Consider the following 21,642-nt stretch of genomic DNA (forward strand, 5'->3'; position numbering starts at 1 on the left):
CACCCGTACCCCCGTCCCGCCCTCCTCCAGGGAGCACCCCGTGACACGCAAGAGAACGGCGGTGGCCATCGCCGCCGCCCTGTGCGCGACCCTCGTGCCCGCCGTCCCCGCGGCCGCCGCGCCCCGGCCCCCCGCCCCGCCGTCGGACCGCTCGCTCGCCGCGCAGCCCGCCCGCCAGGACCTCACCCGCGAGCAGTTCTACTTCGTGCTGCCGGACCGGTTCGCCAACGGCGACGCGTCCAACGACCGCGGCGGCCTGACCGGCAGCCGTACGGAGACCGGCTTCGACCCCACGGACAAGGGCTTCTACCAGGGCGGCGACCTGAAGGGCCTGACCCGGCGGCTCGACTACATCAAGGGCCTGGGCACCACCGCCATCTGGATGGCGCCGATCTTCAAGAACCGGCCCGTGCAGGGCACGGGCAAGGACGCGTCGGCCGGCTACCACGGCTACTGGATCACCGACTTCACCCAGGTCGACCCCCACTTCGGGACCAACGAGGACCTGGAGAAGCTGATCGCGGCCGCCCACGCCAAGGGCATGAAGGTCTTCTTCGACGTCATCACCAACCACACCGCCGACACCGTCGACTACGCCGAGAAGAAGTACGGCTACCGCCCCAAGGGCGCCTACCCCTACCTCGACGAGGACGGCCGCCCCTTCGACGACCGCGAGGCGGTCGGCCGCGTCGACGCCGGCTCCTTCCCGTACACCCCCGTCGAGAAGGCGAACACCAAGGTCCCCGCCTGGCTCAACGACCCCACGATGTACCACAACCGCGGCGACTCCACCTGGGCCGGAGAGTCCGCCGAGTACGGCGACTTCGTCGGCCTGGACGACCTGTGGACCGAACGCCCCGAGGTCGTCGAGGGCATGAAGCGGATCTACGAGAAGTGGGTCCGCGACTTCAAGATCGACGGCTTCCGCATCGACACCGTCAAACACGTCGACCTGGACTTCTGGACCCAGTGGGCCACCGCCCTCGACGCCTACGCCAAGAAGCGGGGACGCGAGGACTTCTTCATGTTCGGCGAGGTCTACTCCGCCGACACCGCCGTCACCGCCCCCTACGTCACCCGCGGCCGGCTCGACGCCACCCTCGACTTCCCCTTCCAGGACGCCGCCCGCGCCTTCGCCTCCCAGGGCGCCGGCGCCGACCGCCTCGCCAAGGTCTTCGCCGAGGACTACCGGTACACCACCGACAAGGCCAACGCCTACGAGCAGGTGACCTTCCTCGGCAACCACGACATGGGCCGCTTCGGAGGCTTCCTCAAGCAGGACAACCCGCAGGCGACCGACGCCGAACTCCTCGACCGCACCCGGCTCGCCAACGAGCTGATGTTCCTCTCGCGCGGCAACCCCGTCGTCTACTCCGGCGACGAACAGGGCTTCACCGGCGCCGGCGGCGACAAGGACGCCCGCCAGCCCCTCTTCGCCTCGCAGGCCGCCGACTACCTCGACGACGACCAGATCGGCACCGCCCGCACCCACGCGAGCGACGCCTACGACACCACCCACCCGGTCTACCGGTCGATCGCCGCGCTCTCGAAGCTGACCCGCGACAACCCGGCACTCCGCGACGGCATCCAGCAGGAACGGTACGCCCAGGGCTCCGTCTACGCCTTCTCCCGCACCGACGCCACCGCCCGCACCGAGTACCTCGTCGCCGCCAACGGAGCCACCACCCCCCGGACCGTCACCCTCCCCGTCGACTCCGCGAACTTCCGCACCCTGTACGGCGGTCAGGGCACCGTCGCGGCGAAGAACGGGTCCGTCACCGTCACCGTCCCCGCCCTCTCCTCGCTGGTCCTCAAGGCCGACCGGGCCCTCCCCGCCCCCACCGCCCGCCCGGACCTCGTCCTCAGGGCCCCGGCCGCCGGAGCCACCGGCACCGTCGAGCTCGGCGCCGACGTCACCGGCGGCGGGCTCAACCGGGTCGTCTTCGCCGCCCAGGTCGGCAACGGCCCCTGGCAGACCCTCGGCACCGCCGACCACGCCCCCTACAAGGTCACCCAGTACGTCACCGCCCCCGCCGGCACCGCCCTGCGCTACAAGGCCGTCGTCGTCGACAGCGCCGGACGCACCGCGAGCGCCACCGCCGCCACCACGGCCGGGGCACCCCCGGCGCCCGAGAAGCCGGTCGCCGTCGAACGCACCCACGCCGTCGTGCACTACCGGCGCGAGGACGGCGACTACGACGGCTGGACGCTGAAGGCCGCCGGCCAGGAGGCCGCGTTCACCGGCCGCGACGCCCACGGCGCCTTCGCCTGGGTCAAGGTCCCCGAAGGCGCCTCCACCGTCGCCTACACCGTCGAGAGGAACGGCACCGCCGACGGCCCCCAGCGCACCGTCGTCCTCGGCCGCACCGGCGAGGTCTGGATCACCCAGGGCCAGGACGGCCAGTCCGACACCGCCCCCGCCCCCGCCCCCCAGGACACGGCCAAGGCCGTCCTCCACTACCAGCGCCCCGACGGCGACTACGACGGCTGGGGCCTGCACACCTGGACCGGCGCCGCCCAGCCCACCGACTGGTCCAAGCCGCTGATGCCCGCGCGCTTCGACGCCTACGGCGCCGTCTACGAGGTGCCCCTCGCCCAGGGCGCCACCTCCCTCTCCTACATCCTCCACAAGGGCGACCAGAAGGACCTGCCCACCGACCAGTCCCTCGACCTCGCCACCTACGGCCACGAGATCTGGGCGCTCTCCGGCGAGCAGAAGTACCTGCTCCCGACCGTCGGCGGCACCCCCGCCCTGGACCTCGCCAAGGCCGAGGCCCAGTGGATCGACCGCGACACCGTCGTCTGGAAGGTGAAGACCACCGACGCCACCAGCCAGCAGCTGGTGTACGCCGAGGACGGCGGCATCACCGTCACCGACGGGGCCCTGAACACCGAGGGCCAGTGGCTCCGGCTCACCCCCGCCGCGCTCACCGACGCCCAGAAGGCGAAGTACCCGCACCTGTCGGCCTACCCGGCCTTCACCGTCGACCCGCGCGACGCCGACCGCGTCCGCGACTCCCTGCGCGGCCAGCTGATCGCCACCCAGCGCGCCGCCAACGGCGCCCTCCTCGCCGCCACCGGCGTCCAGACCGCCGGCGTCCTCGACGACCTGTACGCCGCCAGGGCCACCGGCGCGGACCTCGGCCCCACCTTCCGCGGCGGCCGCACCACCCTCTCCGTCTGGGCCCCCACCGCCCAGTCGGTCGCCCTGGAGCTCGACCGCAGGACCGTGCCCATGCGGCGCGACGACGCCTCCGGCGTCTGGTCCGTCACCGGCCCCGCGTCCTGGACCGGCAAGGCGTACCGCTACGTGGTGAAGGTCTGGGCGCCCACCGTCCAGAAGGTCGTGGTCAACAAGGTCACCGACCCCTACTCCACCGCCCTCACCACCGACTCCGCCCGCAGCCTCGCCGTCGACCTCAGCGACCCGAAGCTCGCCCCCCGGGGCTGGCAGAACCTGCGGAAGCCCGCCGCCGTACCGCTGCGGGACGCCCAGATCCAGGAACTCCACATCCGCGACTTCTCCGTCGCGGACCCCACGGCCCGCGCCGACCACCGGGGCACCTACCTCGCCTTCACCGACGCCGGCAGCAAGGGGTCGCGCCACCTGAAGGACCTGGCCGCCTCCGGCACCTCCTACGTCCACCTCCTGCCCGCCTTCGACCTCGGCACCGTCCCCGAGAAGAAGTCCGACCAGAAGACCCCCGCCTGCGACCTGAAGGTCTACGCCCCCGACTCCGAGGAGCAGCAGGCCTGCGTCACCGCGGCCGCCGCCGCCGACGGCTACAACTGGGGCTACGACCCGCTGCACTACACCGTCCCCGAGGGCTCCTACGCCACCGACCCCGAGGGCACCCGCCGCACGGTCGAGTTCCGGCAGATGGTCCAGGCCCTCAACGGCGACGGACTGCGCACCGTCATGGACGTCGTCTACAACCACACCGTCGCCGCCGGCCAGTCCGACAAGTCGATCCTCGACCGGATCGTCCCCGGCTACTACCAGCGCCTCCAGGCCGACGGCTCCGTCGCCACCTCCACCTGCTGCGCCAACACGGCCACCGAGAACGCCATGATGGGCAAGCTCGTCGTCGACTCGGTCGTCACCTGGGCCAAGGAGTACAAGGTCGACGGCTTCCGCTTCGACCTCATGGGCCACCACCCCAAGGCCAACATCCTGGCCGTGCGCAAGGCCCTCGACGAGCTGACCGTCGCCCGCGACGGCGTCGACGGCAAGGCGATCGTCCTCTACGGCGAGGGCTGGAACTTCGGCGAGGTCGCCGACGACGCCCGCTTCGTCCAGGCCACCCAGCGGAACATGGCCGGCACCGGCATCGCCACCTTCTCCGACCGGGCCCGCGACGCCGTCCGCGGCGGCGGCCCCTTCGACGAGGACCCCGGCGTGCAGGGCTTCGCCTCCGGCCTCTTCACCGACCCCAACACCTCCACCGCCAACGGCACCCCGGAGCAGCAGAAGGCCCGCCTCCTGCACTACCAGGACCTCATCAAGGTCGGCCTGACCGGCAACCTCGCCTCCTACTCCTTCACCGACACCTCCGGGCGCACGGTCAAGGGCTCCGAGGTCGACTACAACGGCGCCCCCGCCGGCTACGCCGCGGCGCCCGGCGACGCCCTCGCCTACGCCGACGCCCACGACAACGAGTCCCTCTACGACGCGCTCGCCTTCAAGCTGCCGGCGGGCACCACCCCGGCCGACCGGGCCCGGATGCAGGTCCTCGCCATGGCGACGGCGACCCTCTCCCAGGGCCCGGCGCTCTCCCAGGCCGGCTCCGACCTGCTGCGCTCCAAGTCCCTGGACCGCAACTCCTTCGACAGCGGCGACTGGTTCAACGCGATCCACTGGGACTGCCGCGACGGCAACGGCTTCGGCCGCGGCCTGCCCCCGGCCGCCGACAACAAGGCCAAGTGGTCCTACGGCAAGCCGCTGCTCGTCAACCCGGCCCTCACGGTCGGCTGCGAGCAGATCGACGGCTCCTCCGCCGCCTACCGGGACCTCCAGCGGATCCGCACCACGGAGCCGGTGTTCTCCCTGGCCACCGCGGGACAGGTCCAGTCGGCCCTGAGCTTCCCGCTCTCGGGCACCGACGAGACCCCGGGCGTGATCACCATGCGCCTCGGCGACCTCGTCGTCGTCCTCAACGCCACCCCGCAGCGCACCACGCAGAAGGTCGCCGACCTGGCCGGCCGGGGCTATGCCCTGCACCCCGTCCAGGCCGCCGGCTCCGACACCGTGGTGAAGACCGCCTCCTACGCGGCCGCGACCGGCACCTTCACGGTCCCGGCGCGCACTGTCGCGGTCTTCAAGGCCGCGAAGTGACCCCGGGCCCCGGCGCCGGGACCCACCCGGCGCCGGGGCCCGCACCTCACCCCAGGACCTTCTCCATCCGCGTCACCGCGTACGTCCGGCCGTCCGCCCCCGTCTTGACCAGCGGCGGGGCGACGGCCGCGTACCCCGCGTCCCGGTAGTACGACCCCAGGCGCGGATTGCGCTCCTCGCAGTCGAGCCGGGCCAGCGTCCGGCCCCCCGCCGCGATCCGCCCCTCCGCGTGCGCGAGCAGCAGCCGGCCCGTCCCCGCGGGCGCCGTCTCCCGGTCGGTCATCAGCCGGTGCACGTACCCGGCCTCCGGCGGCTGCGCCCCCCAGACCTCCCGGTCCTCCCACCACAGCTCGTAGGCGCCCACGGTCCGGCCCTCCCGCGCGGCGAGCCACACCTCGCCCTCGGCGATCCGGGCCCGGAAGTGGCCGGCCCCGCGCGCCCCCGGCTTCCACTGCTCGATGCCGCCCGCCACCATCCAGCGCGCCACGCCGTCGAACAGCTCCACCAAAAGGTCCAGATCGCCTTCGTCCGCCTGCCGGAAGGTCACTTGTGCGTCCATGGGGCCACACCGTAAAGGTGTGCCCTGACATCCGTCCCACCGGGAGTGACCCCCATGCCGCAGATCACCGTCGACTACTCCGCGCCCCTCGACCGGCGCGGCTTCGCCCGTGCGCTCCACCCGCTCGTCGCGGAGACCGTCGACACCCAGGTCGAGGCCTGCAAGACCCGCTTCCGCGAGGTCGAGGAGACCGTCGCGGGCGACGGCGCCGCCGAGGCCGCGAGCGTCCACGTCGAGATCGCGCTGCTGCCCGGCCGCACCGAGGAGGCCAAGGCACGGCTCTCCGAGGCGGTCCTCGACCTGCTGCCGCACCACCTCAAGACCACCGACGGCGTCCTGCTGTTCGCCGAGGTCCGCGAGCTGGAGGCGTCCTACCGCAAGCGCTGATCCGGCACCGCGGGCGCCCCGGACGCCAGGGGCACGAGCGCCACGAGCCGGGCCACCAGCTCCCCGAAGGGGCCGTCGGCCGGCTCGTCGGCGAGGATGCCGACCAGGACCTCCGCCATCTCCGGGTCGTAGGCGGCGCTCACCGCCGCCAGCGCCGCGAAGTCGTGCACGAGCTGCAACTCCAGCTCCGCGCGCGGGACCCGGCGGCCGTCCAGCCAGAGCAGCGCCGTCGACTCGGCGAGCGACACCCACGACCGGACGACCAACTCCAGCCGGGCCGAGGGCTCCCGGACCTCCAGGTGCGAGAGGATCTGCTCGTAGGCGGCCTGCCGCACCTCGTCGATCATCGCGTTCGTCGTCGAGGAGCCGACGGCCGGTCCGCCCCGCATCAGCGCCGCGAACCCCGGGCCGTGGTCGTCCACGAAGTCGAAGAACCGGCTCATCACCCGCAGCAGCCGTGCGCCCAGCGGGCCCTGCGCCGGCTCCACGAACCGGGCCGCGAGCTCGTCGGCTGCCCGCCGCAGCGCCGCTTCGTACAGGCTCTGCTTGCCCGGGAAGTAGTGGTAGACCAGCGGGCGCGAGATCCCCGCGGCCGCCGCGATCTCGTCGATGGACACGTCGTCGGGAGAGCGGTGGCTGAAGAGTTCGAGGGCGACCCCGATCAACTGCTGCTTGCGCTCCTCGACGCCCATCCTGCGGCGTACCCCGGTCGTCATACGAACAGCCTAACGGGGTCCGTTACGCTCCTGCCCCATGAGCGCTTCCGACCAGGACACCCCGGTGGCCAAGACCCCCGCGACCACGCAGACCGACGAGGCTCCCGAGACCGGCGGGACCGGTGAACCCGACGCGGCCGACGCCGAGGTCGACGGTCCGGAAGCCGACGAACACGCCGCCGAAGCAGCCGCCGACGCCGACGACGGGGACGACCCGGAGGACGAGGACGAGACGGAGTACGAGGACGAGGACGAGGACGAGGACGAGACGGAGGACGAGGACGAGGGCTCCGGAGAGGGGCTCACCCCCAAGCAGGCGCGGCGGCTCCGCGTCGCCGCCGCCTCCGTCCTGCTCGTCGCCCTCGCCGTCGTCCTGGTCATCCGCCTCGCGAGCCGTACGTCCGTCCTGGTCGTCGGCGTGTACGGCCTCGCGATGATCCTCTGCGGAGTCGTGATCGAGCTCTCCCGCAACGGCCGCACCCGGCTCGGCACCTGGCTCCTGGTCGGCGGCCTCGCCGCCGCCCTCGCCTTCGACTGGCTGATCCTGCCGTGACGACAGGCCCTAGAGGTCCAGGACGAGCCGCTCGCCCGCGCAGCGGGAGACGCAGATCAGCATCGAGTCGTCCCGCTCGGCGTCCGTGAGCAGCTCGTCCCGGTGCTCGACCTCGCCCTCCACGACCCGCTGCCTGCACGTCCCGCAGAAGCCCTGCCGGCAGGAGTACGTGAGGTCGGGCAGCTCCCGGCGCACCGCCTCCAGGACCGACTCGTCGGCCGCCACCGTCACCGTCCGCCCGGAGCGCCGCAGTTCGACCTCGAAGGCGGTGCCGCCGGTGGTCGCCGCGGCCGAGAAGCGCTCGTACCGCGGGGTCCGGCCCGCCGGCATCGCCGCGCCCACCGCGTCCATCAGCCCGGCGGGGCCGCAGCAGTAGACGACGGTCTCCTCCGGCAGCAGGCCGAGGAAGGCGAGGTCGGGGTGGCCGGCCTCGTCCTCGGGCACGACCGTCACCCGGTCGCCGCCGAGTCGACCCAGCTCCTCCAGGTACGGCATGGCGGCCCGGCTGCGCCCGCCGTACACGAGCCGCCACTCCGCCCCGGCCGCCTCGGCGGCGCGGACCATCGACAGGACCGGGGTGATGCCGATGCCGCCGGCGACGAAGACGTACGCCGGTGCGTCGACCAGCGGGAACCGGTTGCGGGGGCCGCGCAGCCCGATCTCCACGCCCGCGTGGAGCTGCTCGTGGACCTCGCGCGAACCGCCCCTGCCGCCCTGCTCCTCGTCGATCAGGCGCGTCGCGACGGTGTACGCGCCGGTGTCGGCCGGGTCGCCGCAGAGCGAGTACTGCCGGACCAGGCCCGACGGCAGGACGAGGTCGACGTGGGCGCCGGGCCGCCAGGCGGGCAGCTCCTCACCCTCCAGGCGCAGTTCGACGACGCCCTCGGCGGGGCTGGTCCGCGCGGCGACCAGGACCCTGCGCGGGACCGTGTTGCCCCGGCCGTAGCCGGAGACGGGCACGTCGAGGGCGGGCATCGGCCACAGCGGGGCGGTGGTCATGCGGCCGCGGACGGCGCGGCGGACCAGCAGCGCCGCCCCGGCGACCAGGGCGACGGTGGTGAACCGGGGCATCAGTGGCCTCCGTTGGCGCCGGGGGAGGAGGCCAGGTAGGCCATCGCCTGCGCCGTGTCGCCCTCCTGCGAGGGGTGGTACGAGCGGGAGAGGTAGCGGGGGATCGAGCGCAGCATGTCCGGGGTGGAGGGCAGCAGCCCCCGCCGGCCCCGGCGGACGAAGTCCGCGAACGACGCCTTCGGGTCGAGCAGGCCGGGGTCGTTCTCCATGAAGAAGCGGATGCCCCGCTGCCAGAGGAAGACCAGCGCGGAGAAGGCGAGCGCCCAGGTGCGGGCGCGCCGCCGGTAGCCGCCGTCGAGGTGCATGAACAGCTCGAAGGCGACCGAGCGGTGCTCGACCTCCTCCGCCCCGTGCCAGCGCAGCAGGTCGAGCATGACCGGGTCGGCGCCGACCCGGTCGAGCTCGTCGGCGTTGAGCACCCAGTTGCCGAGGAAGGCGGTGTAGTGCTCGATCGCGGCGATCATCGCGACCCGCTCCATCAGCCACCAGCGGCGCGGCCGGCCCGGCGGCAGGGTCCGGTCCCCGAGGAGCTTCTCGAAGAACCAGTCGACCTGCGCGGTGTACGGCGTGGGGTCGAGCCCCAGCTTCCGCAGGTGGGGGAGGACGTCGTCGTGGGCCTGGGAGTGGACGGCCTCCTGGCCGATGAAGCCGATGACGTCCTCGCGCAGCCGGTCGTCGGTGATGTATGGCAGCGCCTGCTTGTACACGTGGACGAACCAGCGTTCCCCGGCGGGGAGCAGCAGGTGCAGCACGTTGATCGTGTGCGTGGTGAAGGGGTCGCCGGGAACCCAGTGGAGCGGGGTCTCCTCCCAGTCGAAGGAGACCTTCCGGGCCTTGAGCTCGACGTGTTCCGACGCCACCGGTGCAGGCTGCGTATTAGACATGCCGTCAATGTACTGAGGGGTAGGGGTGTGACAACAGGCCCTTGCGCCGCCTTTTTACGCCCGCGCCCCGACCCGCGCCCCGACCCGGGCGCCGTCCCCGACGACGTACCCGCGCGCGTGCCCAGGGCCCCGCCCCGCCCTGCGCGCGTGCCCTGTGCTCGCCCGGCGCGGTGTCCTGCGTCCGCCCCCCGCGGGTGCCCCGGGTTCGTCCCCCCTGCGTGCCCTGTGCTCGCCCCCGGGCCCGGGTCACGTCCCATCCCCGCGCCGCTCCGTCAGCGCAGTGCGTCCCGACGGGTCCCGTCCGCCAGCGTGCCGTCCAGATCCGCCCGCGCCCCCGCCTTCGCGCGGACCGCCAGCACCGGGCCGTCCGACCGGCCCTCCACCCCACCGGACACCTCCACCGCGGTGAACTCCGGGCTGCCCGCCGCCAGGACGTACCAGCCGCCGCCCGGCGCCCGCCACAGCACTCCCGCCAGCACCCGCGGGTCGCGCACCCCGCAGGCCGGGGAGCCCTCGGACCGCGCCGCGAGCGCCGCCGGGACCTTCGCCGACGGGACGAGGAACTGGGCCAGCACCCGGCTGCCCGTACCCCGCCAGGTCTCCGCGCGCGTGCACAGCCAGGTACCGCGCCCCGCGTCCTCCGGCAGCCGCTGCCGCGCGAACCGCCAGGCGTTCACCGACCGCACCCCCTGCGCCCGCACCGCCGTCAGCCCGCACGCCGTCCGCGCCCACGCCGCCCGCGCCTCGCTCCCCGTCGCGTCCCCCGGCGCGGCCGGCGCACCCCACAGCAGCCGCGCCGGCGCCAGCTCGCCGAGGTCCGTCAGGAGCCGCAGCCCCGAACCGTCCCGCACCTGGAGGGTGTTCCACCGGACGCAGCCCTTCGCCTCCGCAGGACTCGGCATCGGTTCCGTCACCCCGTCCGCGTCCCTCGCCAGCGGCCACGGCTCCTTCCCGGGCGCCAGGAGGTCACGCACCGCCGTCTCCGCCACCCAGGGGGCCGTCAGATAGCGGACGTTGCCCGACGCCCGGGAGACGACCAGCGCCGCCGAACCGACCGCGTCGGCCCCGTCCGTCCGCGCGAAGTCCAGCGCCGCCCCGGACTCGCCCCGCAGCGGCTCCGCGTACCGCACCGCCCGCAGCCCGTCGTGGAAGAGCACCACCCGCAGCCCGTCCACCACCCCCGCGAACAGCAGCTGCGGCGGCCCCATCGGCGGTCCCACCGGCGTCCCCGGCGTCGCCGACGACCGCACCGACAGGCCGGGCCGCGCCCACACCGCCAGTGCCCGCCGCACCAGCGCGCGGTCCCCGACCAGGGCGCCGCGCGCCGGCCACACCGAGAAGTCCCGGCGCGTCGAGGCGGGCCACATCGCCGGCGCCACCCGCTTGACGGCCGCCGGGTCGAGCGCCGCCTCGGCCGCCGGATTCCGGGCGTACGACGGCGCTGCAGCACCGTTTCTTCCCCAGCCGTCCCCCGGCAGCCCCAGCAGAAGCCCGCACACCGTCAGCGCCGCCGCGGCCACCAGCACCGCCCGCCCGTGCTGCCGCCGCCGCATCAGATCCGTCGGCCGCGCCTGCAGGGCGCACGGGTCGAACTCGTCCGACTCCAGCAGCGCGGCCCCGCTCACCCGCCCCCGCTCGGCCGCTCCGTCCCGACCACCCGCGGGGGACCCCGGATCCGCGGCCCCCCGCCCCCCGCCCCGCGCCCGCCCCGGCCCCGCCTGCCCGCCGACCCGCTCGCCGGACCCGCCCGCGCTCGCGGGGCCGCCGGGCCGGGCGGCACCCGGGGGGCCGACGGCGTCCCCCGCGTCCAAGGCGCCCCTCGCGCCCTCCGTGCCCGCGGTCCCCGTGCCGTCCAGGGCGTCGACCGCGTCCGCCTCGGCCAAGGCCGCCGCCGGGTCGGCGACACCGACGGCGGCGAGGACGCGCAGCACCTCGGGATCGCCCTGCCGCTCCAGCCCCCGCAGGACGTAGGCGGCGCGGCCGGGCCCGGAGAGCCGGGACAGACGCTGGTCCAGGGCCAGTTCGTCGGCGCCGCCGACCCGGGGGAACAGCCGCAGCCCCCACACGTGCGGCAGCAGGGGCGGGAACTGGGCACGGCGCGGCACCGCGAGCCGCCGCAGCGGAAGCCCGGCGACCAGCGCCTGCCGCAGCACCTCGCCCCGGACGTAGGCGTATCCGGGATCGACCGCGTCCTCGGCGCGCCGCGGCTCCGGCACGGCGGCGGGGCCCGGCACCCGGCGGCGCGGCAGCGAGCGCTGCACGAGCGCGTGCGCGGTCAGCACGCGCCGGTTGCGGCCCAGCGACGGCGGCAGCACGAGATAGGCGATGCGGACGAGCCGCGGATAGCGCTCGACGAGCGCGGCCTCGGCCTGCTCGACGTCGACGGGGCCCACGGGCGAGGGGACGAGATCCTGGGTGCTCACGTTCAGCAGAACGAGCGATTCTTCCGATGGTCACCCCGGGCCCACGGCGCGGCAGGGGCTCCGGACGGCGCCGGTCCGCCGCCCGCGAGGCTCCGCCACCCGGGGGACGGCCCGCGGGTCGCACGTCCCCGGCGGGACCTCAGGCCGCCGTGACCGTCAGCCGCTCGCGGAGCACCGCCGTCACCTCGTCCGGGACGCCGAGCCCCTCCCGTACGTACTTCTCCATCGAACCGTGCTTCACCGCCACCTCGTCGAGCGCCGCGTCCAGGTACTCCGGCAGGACGCCGATCAGGTCGAGCGCCAGCTGCGGGTCGCCGCCCTGGGCCGTGAACCCCTCGATCATCGGCGCGAACGCCTGCCGCACCGCCGGATTCACCGCCAGGTACTCGCTCCGCACCGTCTCCTCGTCCGCCCCGAGCAGCGACAGCACCACCGTCGCCGCCCAGCCCGTGCGGTCCTTCCCCGCCGAGCAGTGGAAGAGCAGCGGCCCGGCCCCCGGCGTCCCCAGCTCGCCGAGCAGCGCGCGGTACGAGGCGCGGGCCGAGTCGCCCGAGACGAAGGCCCGGTACGTCCGCTCGAACGCCGCACGCGTCCGGCCCCCGCCCAGGTGCTCCTCCGCGAGCGCCGGATCGGCCAGCAGTGTCTTCAGGCGCGCCGCAGGCGGCAGCCCGCTGCCCGCCAGCTGGTCGGAGAGCACGTCCGCGACGAGCACCCGCGCACCGTCGGGAAGCCGGTCGGGCCGCTCCGCGCGCTCCCGGTCCGTCCGCAGGTCCACGACCGTGCGGATGCCCAGCTCCGCCACCGCCGGCTCCTCCGGGTCGAGCCGGTCGAGCTGTGCCGAGCGCAGCACCAGCCCGGCCCGCACCGACCGACCGCCGCCGAGCGGCAGACCGCCGAGGTCACGGAGGTTGGCGACGGAGACGGCGGGGATGGCGGGCATGGCGTCGACTCCTCCGGTTCGTACACGTTCCTGCCGACCGTAAGCGATCATCCCGCCCGGGGAGATCGGGAGGAGTCCGTTCGGGCGGCCCTCCCTCCCCGGAGGGCCGTCGCCCCGCACCCGGGTCCACCCGCGGGGCGCGGGCGGCCCCCGCCCGGAGCCGTCACCCCACGGACGCGTGCAGCTCCGCCAGCAGGGCGGCCTCCCGCTCGGGCGCGAGGCCGAGCCGCGGCCGGTCCGGGCGCTGCGGGGCGACCCCGCCGAGGGAGCGCAGCCAGGACCAGGTGTCGGCGACCGTCTCCTCCACGGGCCGGCAGCGCAGCCCCGCGGCGACCGCCCGGGAGACGTCGGCCGCGTGCAGCGCGTCGTACGTCTCGCCCGGCGGCACCCACACCGGCAGCTCCGTCCACGGCTCCACGCCCGCGGCGACGAGCGCCTCCGGCGCGGTCCAGCGCAGATCGGCGTCCGAACCCGTGACCCGCACGCAGGCGTCGAGGAGTTCGCCCGTCGTCGTGTGCCCGGCCGGCGAGATGAGGTTGTAAGGCCCCGACAGCCCCGCCGCCACCGCGTCCAGCGTCCACACGGCCAGGTCGCGGGCGTCGACGTACTGGAGGGGCAGGTCGCGGGGCCCCGGAGCCAGGACCGGCCCGCCGCGCGCGATCCGGTTCAGCCACCAGGGGAGCCGGCCCACGTTCTCGTACGGACCGATGATCAGGCCCGCCCGGACGTGCAGCGTCCGGTCCGCCCCGAAGGCTTCGGTGGCGGCCAGTTCGCCGCCCCGCTTCGCCTCCGCGTACGGCACGTCCCCGTCGTCCGGCGACCCCTCCACCAGCGGGCCGTCCTCCGCCAGTCCGGCCGCGGGGGGCCAGGCGTACACGGAACGGCTCGACACGTACGCGTACCTCCCGACCCGGTCCACCAGCAGCCGGGCCGCGTCCCGCACCGCCGACGGCGCGGCCGACCAGGTGTCCACGACGACGTCCCACGCCCCCGTGGCCAGGACGGCGAGCCCCTCCGGGGTCGTACGGTCCCCGATCAGCGAGGCCGCTCCCTCCGGGGGCGCGTGCCGTCCCCGGTGGAAGACCGTCACCTCCCAGCCCCGCGCGAGCGCCTCCTCCACGAGCGCGCGACCGACGAACTCCGTGCCTCCGAGCATCAGCATCTTCATGATCCGAAGCCTGCCCGGCGGGAGCCGCCGGAGCGAGGGAGTTCCGCTCCCGGAGGATTCCGCCAGAGGAGGAACGGCCCCGGAACCGTACGGTCCGGGCCGGTGTGTCCGGCCGTCCGGCCCGGATGACACCATGACGACGATGACGGACGTCCGGTCGCCGCTGCGCGCCCTCCGAGCCGCGCTCTTCGCGGTGGTGTGCGTGACCTTGGCCGCGGCGGGGCATTCGTCCATGTCTGCCCACCACCTTCCGGCCTCCACGCTGCTCGTCGCCTTCGCCGTGACGGCCGCCGTCGCCTGGACCGCCGCCGGACGCCGCAGGGGCGCCCCCGCCGTCGCGGGCTCCCTTCTCCTCCTCCAGGGCGCCCTTCACCTGACCTTCTCCGCCACCGGCGCCCACGGCGGCCACCCGGACCGCTCGTCCGCGCACGACCCGCCGGGGACCCCGCACGCCACGGCCCACGGGCCGGCGGACCAGGCAGCGACGGGTCACGGCCCCATGGCGCACGAGGCCATGGGTCATGGGGCCGTGTCTCACCAGGCGATGCACCACGGAGCCATGGCCCACGAGGCGACCGGCGCCACCCCCGCAAACCTCGACCCCACGGCCCTCGACACCACGGTCCTCGACCCCGCAGGACTCACCACCACGGGCGCGGACACCCTGGGCTTCGACGTCCTGGGCTTCGACGCCCTGGGGCCCGGCCTCCCGGACTCCCTCACCATGGGGTCCGGCGCCGGCATGCTCGCCGTCCACCTCCTCGCCGCGCTCCTCTGCGGCCTCTGGCTGGCCCACGGCGAAGCGGCCTTCTTCACCGTGGCCCGCGCGGCCCTCGCCCACGCCTTCACCCCGCTGCGCGCCCGGTGCGCGCGCGTCCTCGTCCCCGACGCCCCGCGCCCGCCGGTCCGCCGGGCGCGCCGCGACGCCCCGCGCCCCCACACCGTCACCCTCGCGCACACCCTGTCCCGGCGCGGCCCGCCCCGGCTGTCCGCACCCCGCGCCACGGCCCTCGGAGCACACGTCTGACCGGGGGTCTCCTTCCCCTGTCTGCACCGAACTCCGAGGACAGCCACGTCATGACCGTCGACGATCCCGTACGCCCCGACATCCCCGAAGCACCTCCGGCGAAGACGCCCCCGACGTCCGCCCCGAGCCGGCCCGGCACCTGGAGCGCCCTGCGCCCCCTCCTGCTGCGCCTCCACTTCTACACGGGCGTGCTCGTCGCCCCGTTCCTCCTCGTCGCCGCCGTCAGCGGCCTGCTGTACGCGCTCTCCTTCCAGGCGGAGAAGATCTACTACGCGCACGAGCTGGAGGTCCCCGTCGGCGAGAGCGTCCTGCCGCTCGCACGGCAGACGGAGGCCGCCCGCGCGGCCAACCCGAACGGCACCGTCACCGCCGTCTGGCCCGGCGCGGAACCCGGCGCGACCACCCGGGTCCTCATGGCCGACCCGGACGTCCCCGAGGAGGCCTCGACGGCCGTCTTCGTCGACCCGTACACCGGCGAGGTGCGCGGACAGCTGACCAGCTACGGCAGCTCGGGAGCCCTGCCGCTGCGCACCTGGCTGGACGAGCTCCACCGCGACCTGCACCTCGGTGAGTTCGGCCGCAACTACAGCGAACTCGCCGCCAGCTGGCTGTGGGTGACAGCCCTCGGCGGGCTGCTGCTCTGGCTCGGCCGCCGCCGCGCCGGCCGCCGCGCCCTGGTCCTTCCCGAGCGGGGCCCGAAGTCCCGCCGCCGCACCCTGTCCTGGCACGGCTCCGTCGGGCTGTGGGCGGTCACCGGCCTGGTGCTGCTCTCCGCGACCGGCCTGACCTGGTCGCGGTACGCGGGCGAGAACATCGGCACCGTCCAGGACGGTCTCGGCGGCGCGACCCCCACGCTCTCGGCGACCCTCGACGGCGGCTCCGGCGCCCCGACCGGCCACGAGGGCCACGGCGCCGGCCACACCGGGGGCGGCACCGCCCCCGGCGCCGACATCGGCCTCGACGCGGCGGTCGCGGCGGCCCGCGCGGCCGGCATCGACAGCCCGCGGATCTCCGTCGCCCTGCCCACCGCGGGCAAGGGCTACGTGGTCAAGGAGACCGACACGCAGTTCCCGGTCCAGCTGGACTCGGTGGCCGTGAACCCGGCCGACGGGGCCGTCCTCGACCGCCTCGCCTTCGCCGACTACCCGCTGCTCGCCCGGCTCACCCGCGTCGGCATCGACGCCCACACCGGCGTCTTCCTGGGCCTGTTCAACCAGCTGGCCCTCGCCGCCCTGGCGCTCGCCCTCATCCTGCTGATCCTCTGGGGCTACCGCATGTGGTGGCTCCGCCGCCCGGGCCGCCCGGTGGCGCGCGGAGCCTGGCGCAAGGTCCCGGTGACCCTGGTGCTGCCGCTCGCGGCGGCCACGGCCGTCGTCGGCTGGTTCGTCCCGCTGCTCGGTCTCAGCCTGCTGCTGTTCCTCGCCGTGGACCTCACCCTCGCCGCGGTGGCGAAGATGAGGGCCAGGGCCGGCCGGGCCGCCTGACGGACGCCCGGCTCAGGGCGTGTACTTGTAGCCGACCCGCCGCACGGTCTGGATCGTGTGGCGGTGTTCGGCGCCCAGCTTCCGCCGCAGCCGGGCCACGTGCACGTCCACCGTGCGCCCGTCGCCGACGTGCCCGTACCCCCACACCGTGGTGACCAACTGGTCGCGGGTGTGCACCCGGTGGGGGTGTGCCACCAGATGGGCCAGCAACTCGAACTCCAAGTACGTCAGGTCCAGCGCCTGCCCGTCCACGACGGCCACCCTCTGCACGTCGTCGATGCTCACCGGCCCCTGCTCCTCCACCGCCCCGGCGACCGGCGCGGGGACGGGCGCCACGGGCAGGTGCGCCTGCTGGTCGGCCGGCACCAGCACCAGGTAGCCGACCATCGGCGGCCGGCCCGGCAGGGCCGGCAGGGCGTGCTGCGGCGCCGGCAGCAGCGTCGCACCCGGCGGCAGGAAGCTCGCCACCTGCGAGAAGTCCACCACCTCGTTCGGATCGACGGCCCGCAGTCGGTGCCGGCCCGGACGAACGGCGGTCAGGGAGGGAGCGGAGGAGGCGATCTGGGTGTGCACCATGGGAGTTCAGCTCTTTCGCGCGAGGAGGAGGACGGACTTGCGTCGTACGTCGTTCGTCGTGCGCGTGGGCCGAAGGCCGCGGATCGGACCGTACCGATCGGGGCTTTAGAGGGCCGACGCGTTCATCGCGCGGCAACACACCCGGTCGAAGTCATGATGCTGTCGGGAGGGCCAGAACGGCTCCAGGTCGTGGCGACCCGTCGCGGTGTCGTTCTTCATGATGGCCATATCCCTATTGAACCAGAAGGGAATGCCCCCGACGAGCGTTTCGACCGCGGAACCCGGTGTCATCCGTCCCACATGACGGAAGAGGCGCCCACCGTGTGGAACGGTGGGCGCCTCTTCCGGAGTGCCTGCTTCAGCGGCGCTTCAACGGCTCGTCAGCGGTGGACCGGGGACGGACCGGCTGCCGGTCGGCCGCGGGATCCGCCGATCAGACCTGGCCGGCCTTGGCGAGGGCCTCGCAGCAGGTGTCGACGATGAGGCGGGTGACGACGTAGGGGTCGACGTTGGCGTTGGGGCGACGGTCCTCGATGTAGCCCTTCTGGTCCTGCTCGACCTGCCACGGGATGCGGACCGAGGCGCCGCGGTCCGAGACGCCGTAGGAGTACTCGTCCCACGGGGCGGTCTCGTGGAGGCCGGTGAGGCGCTCGTCGATGCCGGCGCCGTAGTTCTTGACGTGGTCGAGCGGCTTGGAGCCCTGGCCGAGGGACTCGCAGGCGGTGATGATGGCGTCGTAGCCCTCGCGCATCGCCTTGGTGGAGAAGTTGGTGTGCGCGCCCGCGCCGTTCCAGTCGCCCTTGACCGGCTTGGGGTCGAGGGTGGCGGAGACGTTGAAGTCCTCGGACGTGCGGTAGAGCAGCCAGCGGGCGACCCACAGCTGGTCGGAGACCTCCAGCGGGGACAGCGGGCCGACCTGGAACTCCCACTGGCCGGGCATGACCTCGGCGTTGATGCCGGAGATGCCGAGACCGGCCTTCAGGCAGTTCTCCAGGTGCGCCTCGACGATCGGGCGGCCGTGGATCTCGTCCACGCCGACGCCGCAGTAGTAGCCGCCCTGCGGGGCCGGGAAGCCGTTGACCGGGAAGCCGAGCGGGCGGGTGCCCTCGAAGAAGGTGTACTCCTGCTCGATGCCGAAGATGGGCTCCTGCGCGCCGTAGGTCGCGGCGACCTCGGCGAGCGCGGCGCGGGTGTTCGACTCGTGCGGCGTCATGTCCGTGTTGAGGACCTCGCACAGGACGAGGACGTCGTTGCCGCCGCGGATCGGGTCGGGGCAGACGAAGACCGGCTTGAGGACGCGGTCCGAGGCGTGGCCCTTGGCCTGGTTCGTGCTGGAACCGTCGAAGCCCCAGATCGGCAGCTCGTCGAGCGCGAGGCCCTCGCCGGCGATGATCTTCGTCTTGGAGCGAAGCTTCGCGGTCGGCTCGGTGCCGTCGATCCAGATGTACTCAGCCTTGAAGGTCACGGGGCCTCATCCTTTGGCGTGCTGCTGCGGGGTTCCGCTGCGGCTCGCGGCACTGCGAGAAGCTGCGGTCTCTGCGCTGACTGCGCTGTTTGTGTTCGACCGCAGCTTGGCAACACGGGATTTCCCGTCGGTTGCCCGTTTGTGAACCCCGTGTTACTCAGCTTTCCTGATTTTCGCGCAGCCGCTGTGCGACCACGTGCGCGTCGAGCAGCCCGCCGAGCCCCGCCGACCGGATCCGGCGCACGACCTCCTCGTACGAGGTGCCCAGCGCCTCCGCCGTCCGCCCCAGGTGCCAGTCGTGCGCGTCCAGCCGCCGCAGCAGGTACCCCTTGCGGATCTGGTTCTCCGACAGCCGGAACGTCTTCAGGTACGCCGTCCGGCCCTTGTGGTCGGTGATCAGCTCCCCGATGTGCTGCTCCTGCCCGCCGCGCAGGAACGGCGGCAGGAACCGGTACAGGGCGAACGGCCCCGTCCGCTGCACGCGCGAGAAGGCGTAGGGCGTCTCCAGGAGGTCCCGCGCCATCAGCCCGTCGTGCGCCGCCGTCCAGGCCCGCTCCTGCTCCCGTGCCGCCGCCCGCAGGTCCGCGAGGGAGCGGATGCCGCCGACGCCGTCCCGGATCCGGGCCGTGAACTCCGGCACCGGCGCGCCGTAGTGCGCGTACTGGTGCACCAGCTCGCCGTACAGGTCCTCCACCAGCGTCGGGTGCAGCCGCCGGTAGTCCTCCGGGTGCGGCACGACGAAGGCCGCGGCCAGCGCGTCCGCCACGTACAGCAGCAGCCCGCACTGCCCCGGATGGAGTTCGAAGATCCGCAGCGCCTCGCCGAGCCCCGGCACGGCCCACCCGGCGTACGCCGCCTCCGCGCGCGGCGAGAGACCGCGCCGCACCGCCTCCCGCGACCAGTCGTCCCAGACCACGGACGGCCCGCCGAAGTGCAGCGCGAGGTAGCCCTCCAGCGCCAGGTGGAGCGGCAGGAACCGCAGCCGGCGCTCGCCCTGGCGCCGCTTCGCCATCCGGTGCAGCCGGCGCACCGGCATGCCCGGCGGAGCGCCCTCGACGCCGAGTCGCGTCCCGTACGCCGCCTGCTCGGCGCCCTTGCCCGTGCCGCTCCAGTCGGCGACGAAGCCGTGCGGCACGTACGACGTGTAGACCGTCCGGCCGCCGAGGTCCACCGTCGCCGGGCCGTGTCCCCCGTACACGGCCCCGTACGCCTCCCGGTGCAGCCGCAGCCCGGCCACCGGCTCGGCCCGCACCAGCGGCACGAGCCGCACCCCGCCCCACACCTGCGCCGGACGCGCGTCGAGACCGGTCAGATCGATCCGGGTCATGCCCCGGCCCCCTTCAGGAACAGCTCCACCCGGCGGTCCAGATACGCCCGCAGTTCCGCGAAGCCCGTGCGGCCCTCCGCGAACTGCGCCAGCTCCACCAGTGCCGGGAGATCCTCCGCGTCCCGGATGCCGGCCGTCGGCACGCTCGGCGCCAGCCGGCGCACGTCGAAGCTCCCGGCGTCGTATACGGGGTTGAGGTGGACCACGCTGGTCCGCCGCTCCGGGTCGAGCCGCGTGCGCCACACCCGCAGGACCTCGCCCGCCAGCCCCGGCGGCGCGTTGTCCCAGCCGTCCGAGACCACCACCAGCCGCTCGGGCCCGGTCTCCAGGGCGTCCAGGATCCGCGTCCCGAGCGGCGTCGGACCGGCCGGCCGCACCATCAGCGGATCGTCGCCGCCCGAGGTCCACAGCCCCGTGTACGCCCCCGGCGCGGCGAGTGCCTCCAGGAGGAAGTGGCAGCCCAGCGCCACGGCCAGCGGACGGCGCCGCTTCACCGCCGAACCGGACGAGGAGAAACTGTCGTCGAGCACGGCCGCCACCCGCCCCCAGCTCCCGGCGTACGGCCCCGCCGCACGCCGCGCCGAGGCGCGCAGCGCCCGCGTGAGCCCGGCCCGCCGCGCGACGCGCTCGGCGAGCGGCAGCGCGAGCACGTACAGCGCGAGCCGGGTCAGCGGCATCACCGACAGATCGGTCCCCGCGCCCGCCGCCCGCTCGGTCCGCAGCCGTTCGAGCCGGGTCATGCGGGGCGCGATCCGCTCCAGGAAGAGCGCGCGCGGCACCCCGTGCTTCGCCGCGAACCCCTCGGCGACCGTGAACGGCAGCTCGTACAGGGCGGACTGCTCGTAGTGGGCCCGCCGGTGCGCGTCCAGCGTCGGGTTCCCGTACCGGACCCGGCGGCCCGGAGCGAAGAGGAAGTCGCCCGTCTCGGCGTCGGCCGGCGGGGCGTGGACGTGCCGCACGGCCGTCTTCAGCCCCGTGCGGTACTTCACCGCGTCCAGCGCCGGATCGGGGCGCGCCGCGAGCCACCCGCGCACGATCGCGCGCGTCCGCCGGTTGTTGACCCCGGCGGCCCGCAGCGCGCGGAACAGCCGGTACACCCGCTGCGGCGGCAGCAGCGCCAGCCGCGCCGCGATCAGCCGGCCCTCGGCCCGCTTCTCCTCGGGCCCGCCGGCCTCGTCCGCGGTGCGCAGCAGCCACTCGACGATCAGCGCCGCGTTGTGGTGGTTGATGTCGAGGGCGAGCGCCGCCGCGTACACCGGCCGGTAGTTGACCCGTACGTACGCGTGGACGAAGCCCAGCGAGAAGCCCTGCTCCGCGGCCGAGGAGCGGAACTCCCGCTGCCCGGTGGCGGTCACGGCCGCGTTGACGAAGAGCAGCACGTCCTCTGCCGCGACCAGCTCGGACACGGTCCTCTCCCTCCCCCTGGGGGCCGGCCGGGGAATGAGGGCGCGAACAGCGAAGACGTTGCTTCAGAGGCAGGTTCCGGAAGTCGCACCGGAGTCCCGCGGCCGGCCACGGAACGCTACCACCCGGCCGGGGGAGGCCCGCCAGTGCATTTCGGGGCGGAGGGGTGTCCGGCCGCGGCGTGCGCCGCAGGCCGGACAGGCCGTGCGCCGGATCGGCGGGCGGGTCGTGCGCCGGGCCGATGACCGTGCCGTGTGCCGTGTGCCGTGTGCCGGGTCGGCGGCGGGGGTCCGGGTCCGGCCGCCGGACACCCCGACCGGCTG

General features: G+C 74.5%; 17 protein-coding genes. 5 read left to right on the forward strand and 12 right to left on the reverse strand.

Annotation, left to right across the window (positions count from 1 at the left end; all coding sequences use genetic code 11):
• Nucleotides 1–40 precede the first annotated feature (40 nt).
• Nucleotides 41–5,335, forward strand: a complete 5,295-nt coding sequence (pulA, locus tag ACZ60W_RS08310; protein ID WP_469754576.1) for a pullulanase-type alpha-1,6-glucosidase — start codon at nt 41–43, stop codon at nt 5,333–5,335.
• 46 nt (nt 5,336–5,381) lie between these two features.
• Here the strand turns inward: pulA and ACZ60W_RS08315 are convergent, their stop codons facing one another.
• Complete coding sequence (locus tag ACZ60W_RS08315; RefSeq protein WP_469754577.1) at nt 5,382–5,894, reverse strand: GNAT family N-acetyltransferase; 513 nt, start codon at nt 5,892–5,894, stop codon at nt 5,382–5,384.
• A 54-nt stretch (nt 5,895–5,948) separates the two neighbouring features.
• Between ACZ60W_RS08315 and ACZ60W_RS08320 the strand changes: the two genes are divergently transcribed.
• Nucleotides 5,949–6,281 (forward strand): 5-carboxymethyl-2-hydroxymuconate Delta-isomerase, encoded by a 333-nt coding sequence (locus ACZ60W_RS08320; RefSeq protein ID WP_469754578.1) that lies wholly within the window; start codon nt 5,949–5,951, stop codon nt 6,279–6,281.
• Here the strand turns inward: ACZ60W_RS08320 and ACZ60W_RS08325 are convergent.
• A complete protein-coding gene (locus ACZ60W_RS08325; protein ID WP_469754579.1) occupies nt 6,266–6,997 on the reverse strand; it encodes a TetR/AcrR family transcriptional regulator in 732 nt (243 codons plus the stop codon). The genes ACZ60W_RS08320 and ACZ60W_RS08325 overlap by 16 nt on opposite strands.
• Nucleotides 6,998–7,034: 37 nt before the next feature.
• Between ACZ60W_RS08325 and ACZ60W_RS08330 the strand changes: the two genes are divergently transcribed.
• A complete protein-coding gene (locus ACZ60W_RS08330) occupies nt 7,035–7,550 on the forward strand; it encodes a hypothetical protein (protein ID WP_469754580.1) in 516 nt (171 codons plus the stop codon).
• Between the two features lie 9 nt (nt 7,551–7,559).
• Here the strand turns inward: ACZ60W_RS08330 and ACZ60W_RS08335 are convergent, their stop codons facing one another.
• The 5 genes from ACZ60W_RS08335 to ACZ60W_RS08355 form a co-directional block, all read right to left on the reverse strand.
• Nucleotides 7,560–8,621, reverse strand: a complete 1,062-nt coding sequence (locus ACZ60W_RS08335) for a PDR/VanB family oxidoreductase (RefSeq protein ID WP_469754581.1) — start codon at nt 8,619–8,621, stop codon at nt 7,560–7,562.
• Complete coding sequence (locus ACZ60W_RS08340; RefSeq protein ID WP_469754582.1) at nt 8,621–9,505, reverse strand: metal-dependent hydrolase; 885 nt, start codon at nt 9,503–9,505, stop codon at nt 8,621–8,623. The genes ACZ60W_RS08335 and ACZ60W_RS08340 overlap by 1 nt, the downstream gene beginning before the upstream one ends.
• Nucleotides 9,506–9,777: 272 nt before the next feature.
• On the reverse strand, nt 9,778–11,928 hold the full coding sequence (locus ACZ60W_RS08345; RefSeq protein ID WP_469754583.1) for a hypothetical protein: 2,151 nt from the start codon (nt 11,926–11,928) through the stop codon (nt 9,778–9,780).
• 139 nt (nt 11,929–12,067) lie between these two features.
• Nucleotides 12,068–12,868, reverse strand: a complete 801-nt coding sequence (locus ACZ60W_RS08350; RefSeq protein WP_469754584.1) for a tyrosine-protein phosphatase — start codon at nt 12,866–12,868, stop codon at nt 12,068–12,070.
• 163 nt (nt 12,869–13,031) lie between these two features.
• Complete coding sequence (locus ACZ60W_RS08355) at nt 13,032–14,036, reverse strand: NAD-dependent epimerase/dehydratase family protein (protein WP_469754585.1); 1,005 nt, start codon at nt 14,034–14,036, stop codon at nt 13,032–13,034.
• 133 nt (nt 14,037–14,169) lie between these two features.
• Between ACZ60W_RS08355 and ACZ60W_RS08360 the strand changes: the two genes are divergently transcribed.
• Both ACZ60W_RS08360 and ACZ60W_RS08365 read left to right on the forward strand, forming a co-directional pair.
• Nucleotides 14,170–15,063, forward strand: coding sequence for a hypothetical protein (locus tag ACZ60W_RS08360; RefSeq protein ID WP_469754586.1), 894 nt, complete (start codon nt 14,170–14,172; stop codon nt 15,061–15,063).
• Nucleotides 15,064–15,113: 50 nt separating this feature from the next.
• Nucleotides 15,114–16,547, forward strand: coding sequence for a PepSY-associated TM helix domain-containing protein (locus ACZ60W_RS08365; protein WP_469754587.1), 1,434 nt, complete (start codon nt 15,114–15,116; stop codon nt 16,545–16,547).
• A gap of 12 nt (nt 16,548–16,559) precedes the next feature.
• Here the strand turns inward: ACZ60W_RS08365 and ACZ60W_RS08370 are convergent, their stop codons facing one another.
• The 5 genes from ACZ60W_RS08370 to ACZ60W_RS08390 all read right to left on the reverse strand — a co-directional run bounded on the left by ACZ60W_RS08370 (nt 16,560) and on the right by ACZ60W_RS08390 (nt 21,321).
• Nucleotides 16,560–17,123: a winged helix-turn-helix domain-containing protein gene (locus ACZ60W_RS08370; RefSeq protein WP_469754588.1), complete on the reverse strand. Its 564-nt coding sequence runs from the start codon at nt 17,121–17,123 to the stop codon at nt 16,560–16,562.
• 105 nt (nt 17,124–17,228) lie between these two features.
• Nucleotides 17,229–17,414 (reverse strand): hypothetical protein, encoded by a 186-nt coding sequence (locus ACZ60W_RS08375; protein WP_469754589.1) that lies wholly within the window; start codon nt 17,412–17,414, stop codon nt 17,229–17,231.
• 142 nt (nt 17,415–17,556) lie between these two features.
• A complete protein-coding gene (gene glnII / locus ACZ60W_RS08380) occupies nt 17,557–18,588 on the reverse strand; it encodes a glutamine synthetase (RefSeq protein WP_469754590.1) in 1,032 nt (343 codons plus the stop codon).
• Nucleotides 18,589–18,745: 157 nt separating this feature from the next.
• On the reverse strand, nt 18,746–19,915 hold the full coding sequence (locus ACZ60W_RS08385) for an ARPP-2 domain-containing protein (protein WP_469754591.1): 1,170 nt from the start codon (nt 19,913–19,915) through the stop codon (nt 18,746–18,748).
• Complete coding sequence (locus tag ACZ60W_RS08390; protein WP_469754592.1) at nt 19,912–21,321, reverse strand: hypothetical protein; 1,410 nt, start codon at nt 21,319–21,321, stop codon at nt 19,912–19,914. Before ACZ60W_RS08390 ends, ACZ60W_RS08385 begins: the two co-directional genes overlap by 4 nt.
• Nucleotides 21,322–21,642 lie beyond the last annotated feature (321 nt).

Source organism: Streptomyces sp. NPDC104202 (assembly GCF_055584185.1).

What these genes read in the sequence shown, in the direction of transcription:
- ACZ60W_RS08350 (WP_469754584.1), bottom strand. Translation starts at nt 12,868, where the DNA reads ATGCCCGCCATCCCCGCCGTCTCCGTCGCCAACCTCCGTGACCTCGGC.
- ACZ60W_RS08375 (WP_469754589.1), bottom strand. Translation starts at nt 17,414, where the DNA reads ATGACACCGGGTTCCGCGGTCGAAACGCTCGTCGGGGGCATTCCCTTC.
- ACZ60W_RS08315 (WP_469754577.1), bottom strand. Translation starts at nt 5,894, where the DNA reads ATGGACGCACAAGTGACCTTCCGGCAGGCGGACGAAGGCGATCTGGAC.
- ACZ60W_RS08335 (WP_469754581.1), bottom strand. Translation starts at nt 8,621, where the DNA reads ATGCCCCGGTTCACCACCGTCGCCCTGGTCGCCGGGGCGGCGCTGCTG.
- ACZ60W_RS08330 (WP_469754580.1), top strand. Translation starts at nt 7,035, where the DNA reads ATGAGCGCTTCCGACCAGGACACCCCGGTGGCCAAGACCCCCGCGACC.
- ACZ60W_RS08360 (WP_469754586.1), top strand. Translation starts at nt 14,170, where the DNA reads ATGACGACGATGACGGACGTCCGGTCGCCGCTGCGCGCCCTCCGAGCC.
- ACZ60W_RS08365 (WP_469754587.1), top strand. Translation starts at nt 15,114, where the DNA reads ATGACCGTCGACGATCCCGTACGCCCCGACATCCCCGAAGCACCTCCG.
- ACZ60W_RS08385 (WP_469754591.1), bottom strand. Translation starts at nt 19,915, where the DNA reads ATGACCCGGATCGATCTGACCGGTCTCGACGCGCGTCCGGCGCAGGTG.
- ACZ60W_RS08340 (WP_469754582.1), bottom strand. Translation starts at nt 9,505, where the DNA reads ATGTCTAATACGCAGCCTGCACCGGTGGCGTCGGAACACGTCGAGCTC.
- ACZ60W_RS08370 (WP_469754588.1), bottom strand. Translation starts at nt 17,123, where the DNA reads ATGGTGCACACCCAGATCGCCTCCTCCGCTCCCTCCCTGACCGCCGTT.
- ACZ60W_RS08325 (WP_469754579.1), bottom strand. Translation starts at nt 6,997, where the DNA reads ATGACGACCGGGGTACGCCGCAGGATGGGCGTCGAGGAGCGCAAGCAG.
- ACZ60W_RS08320 (WP_469754578.1), top strand. Translation starts at nt 5,949, where the DNA reads ATGCCGCAGATCACCGTCGACTACTCCGCGCCCCTCGACCGGCGCGGC.
- ACZ60W_RS08355 (WP_469754585.1), bottom strand. Translation starts at nt 14,036, where the DNA reads ATGAAGATGCTGATGCTCGGAGGCACGGAGTTCGTCGGTCGCGCGCTC.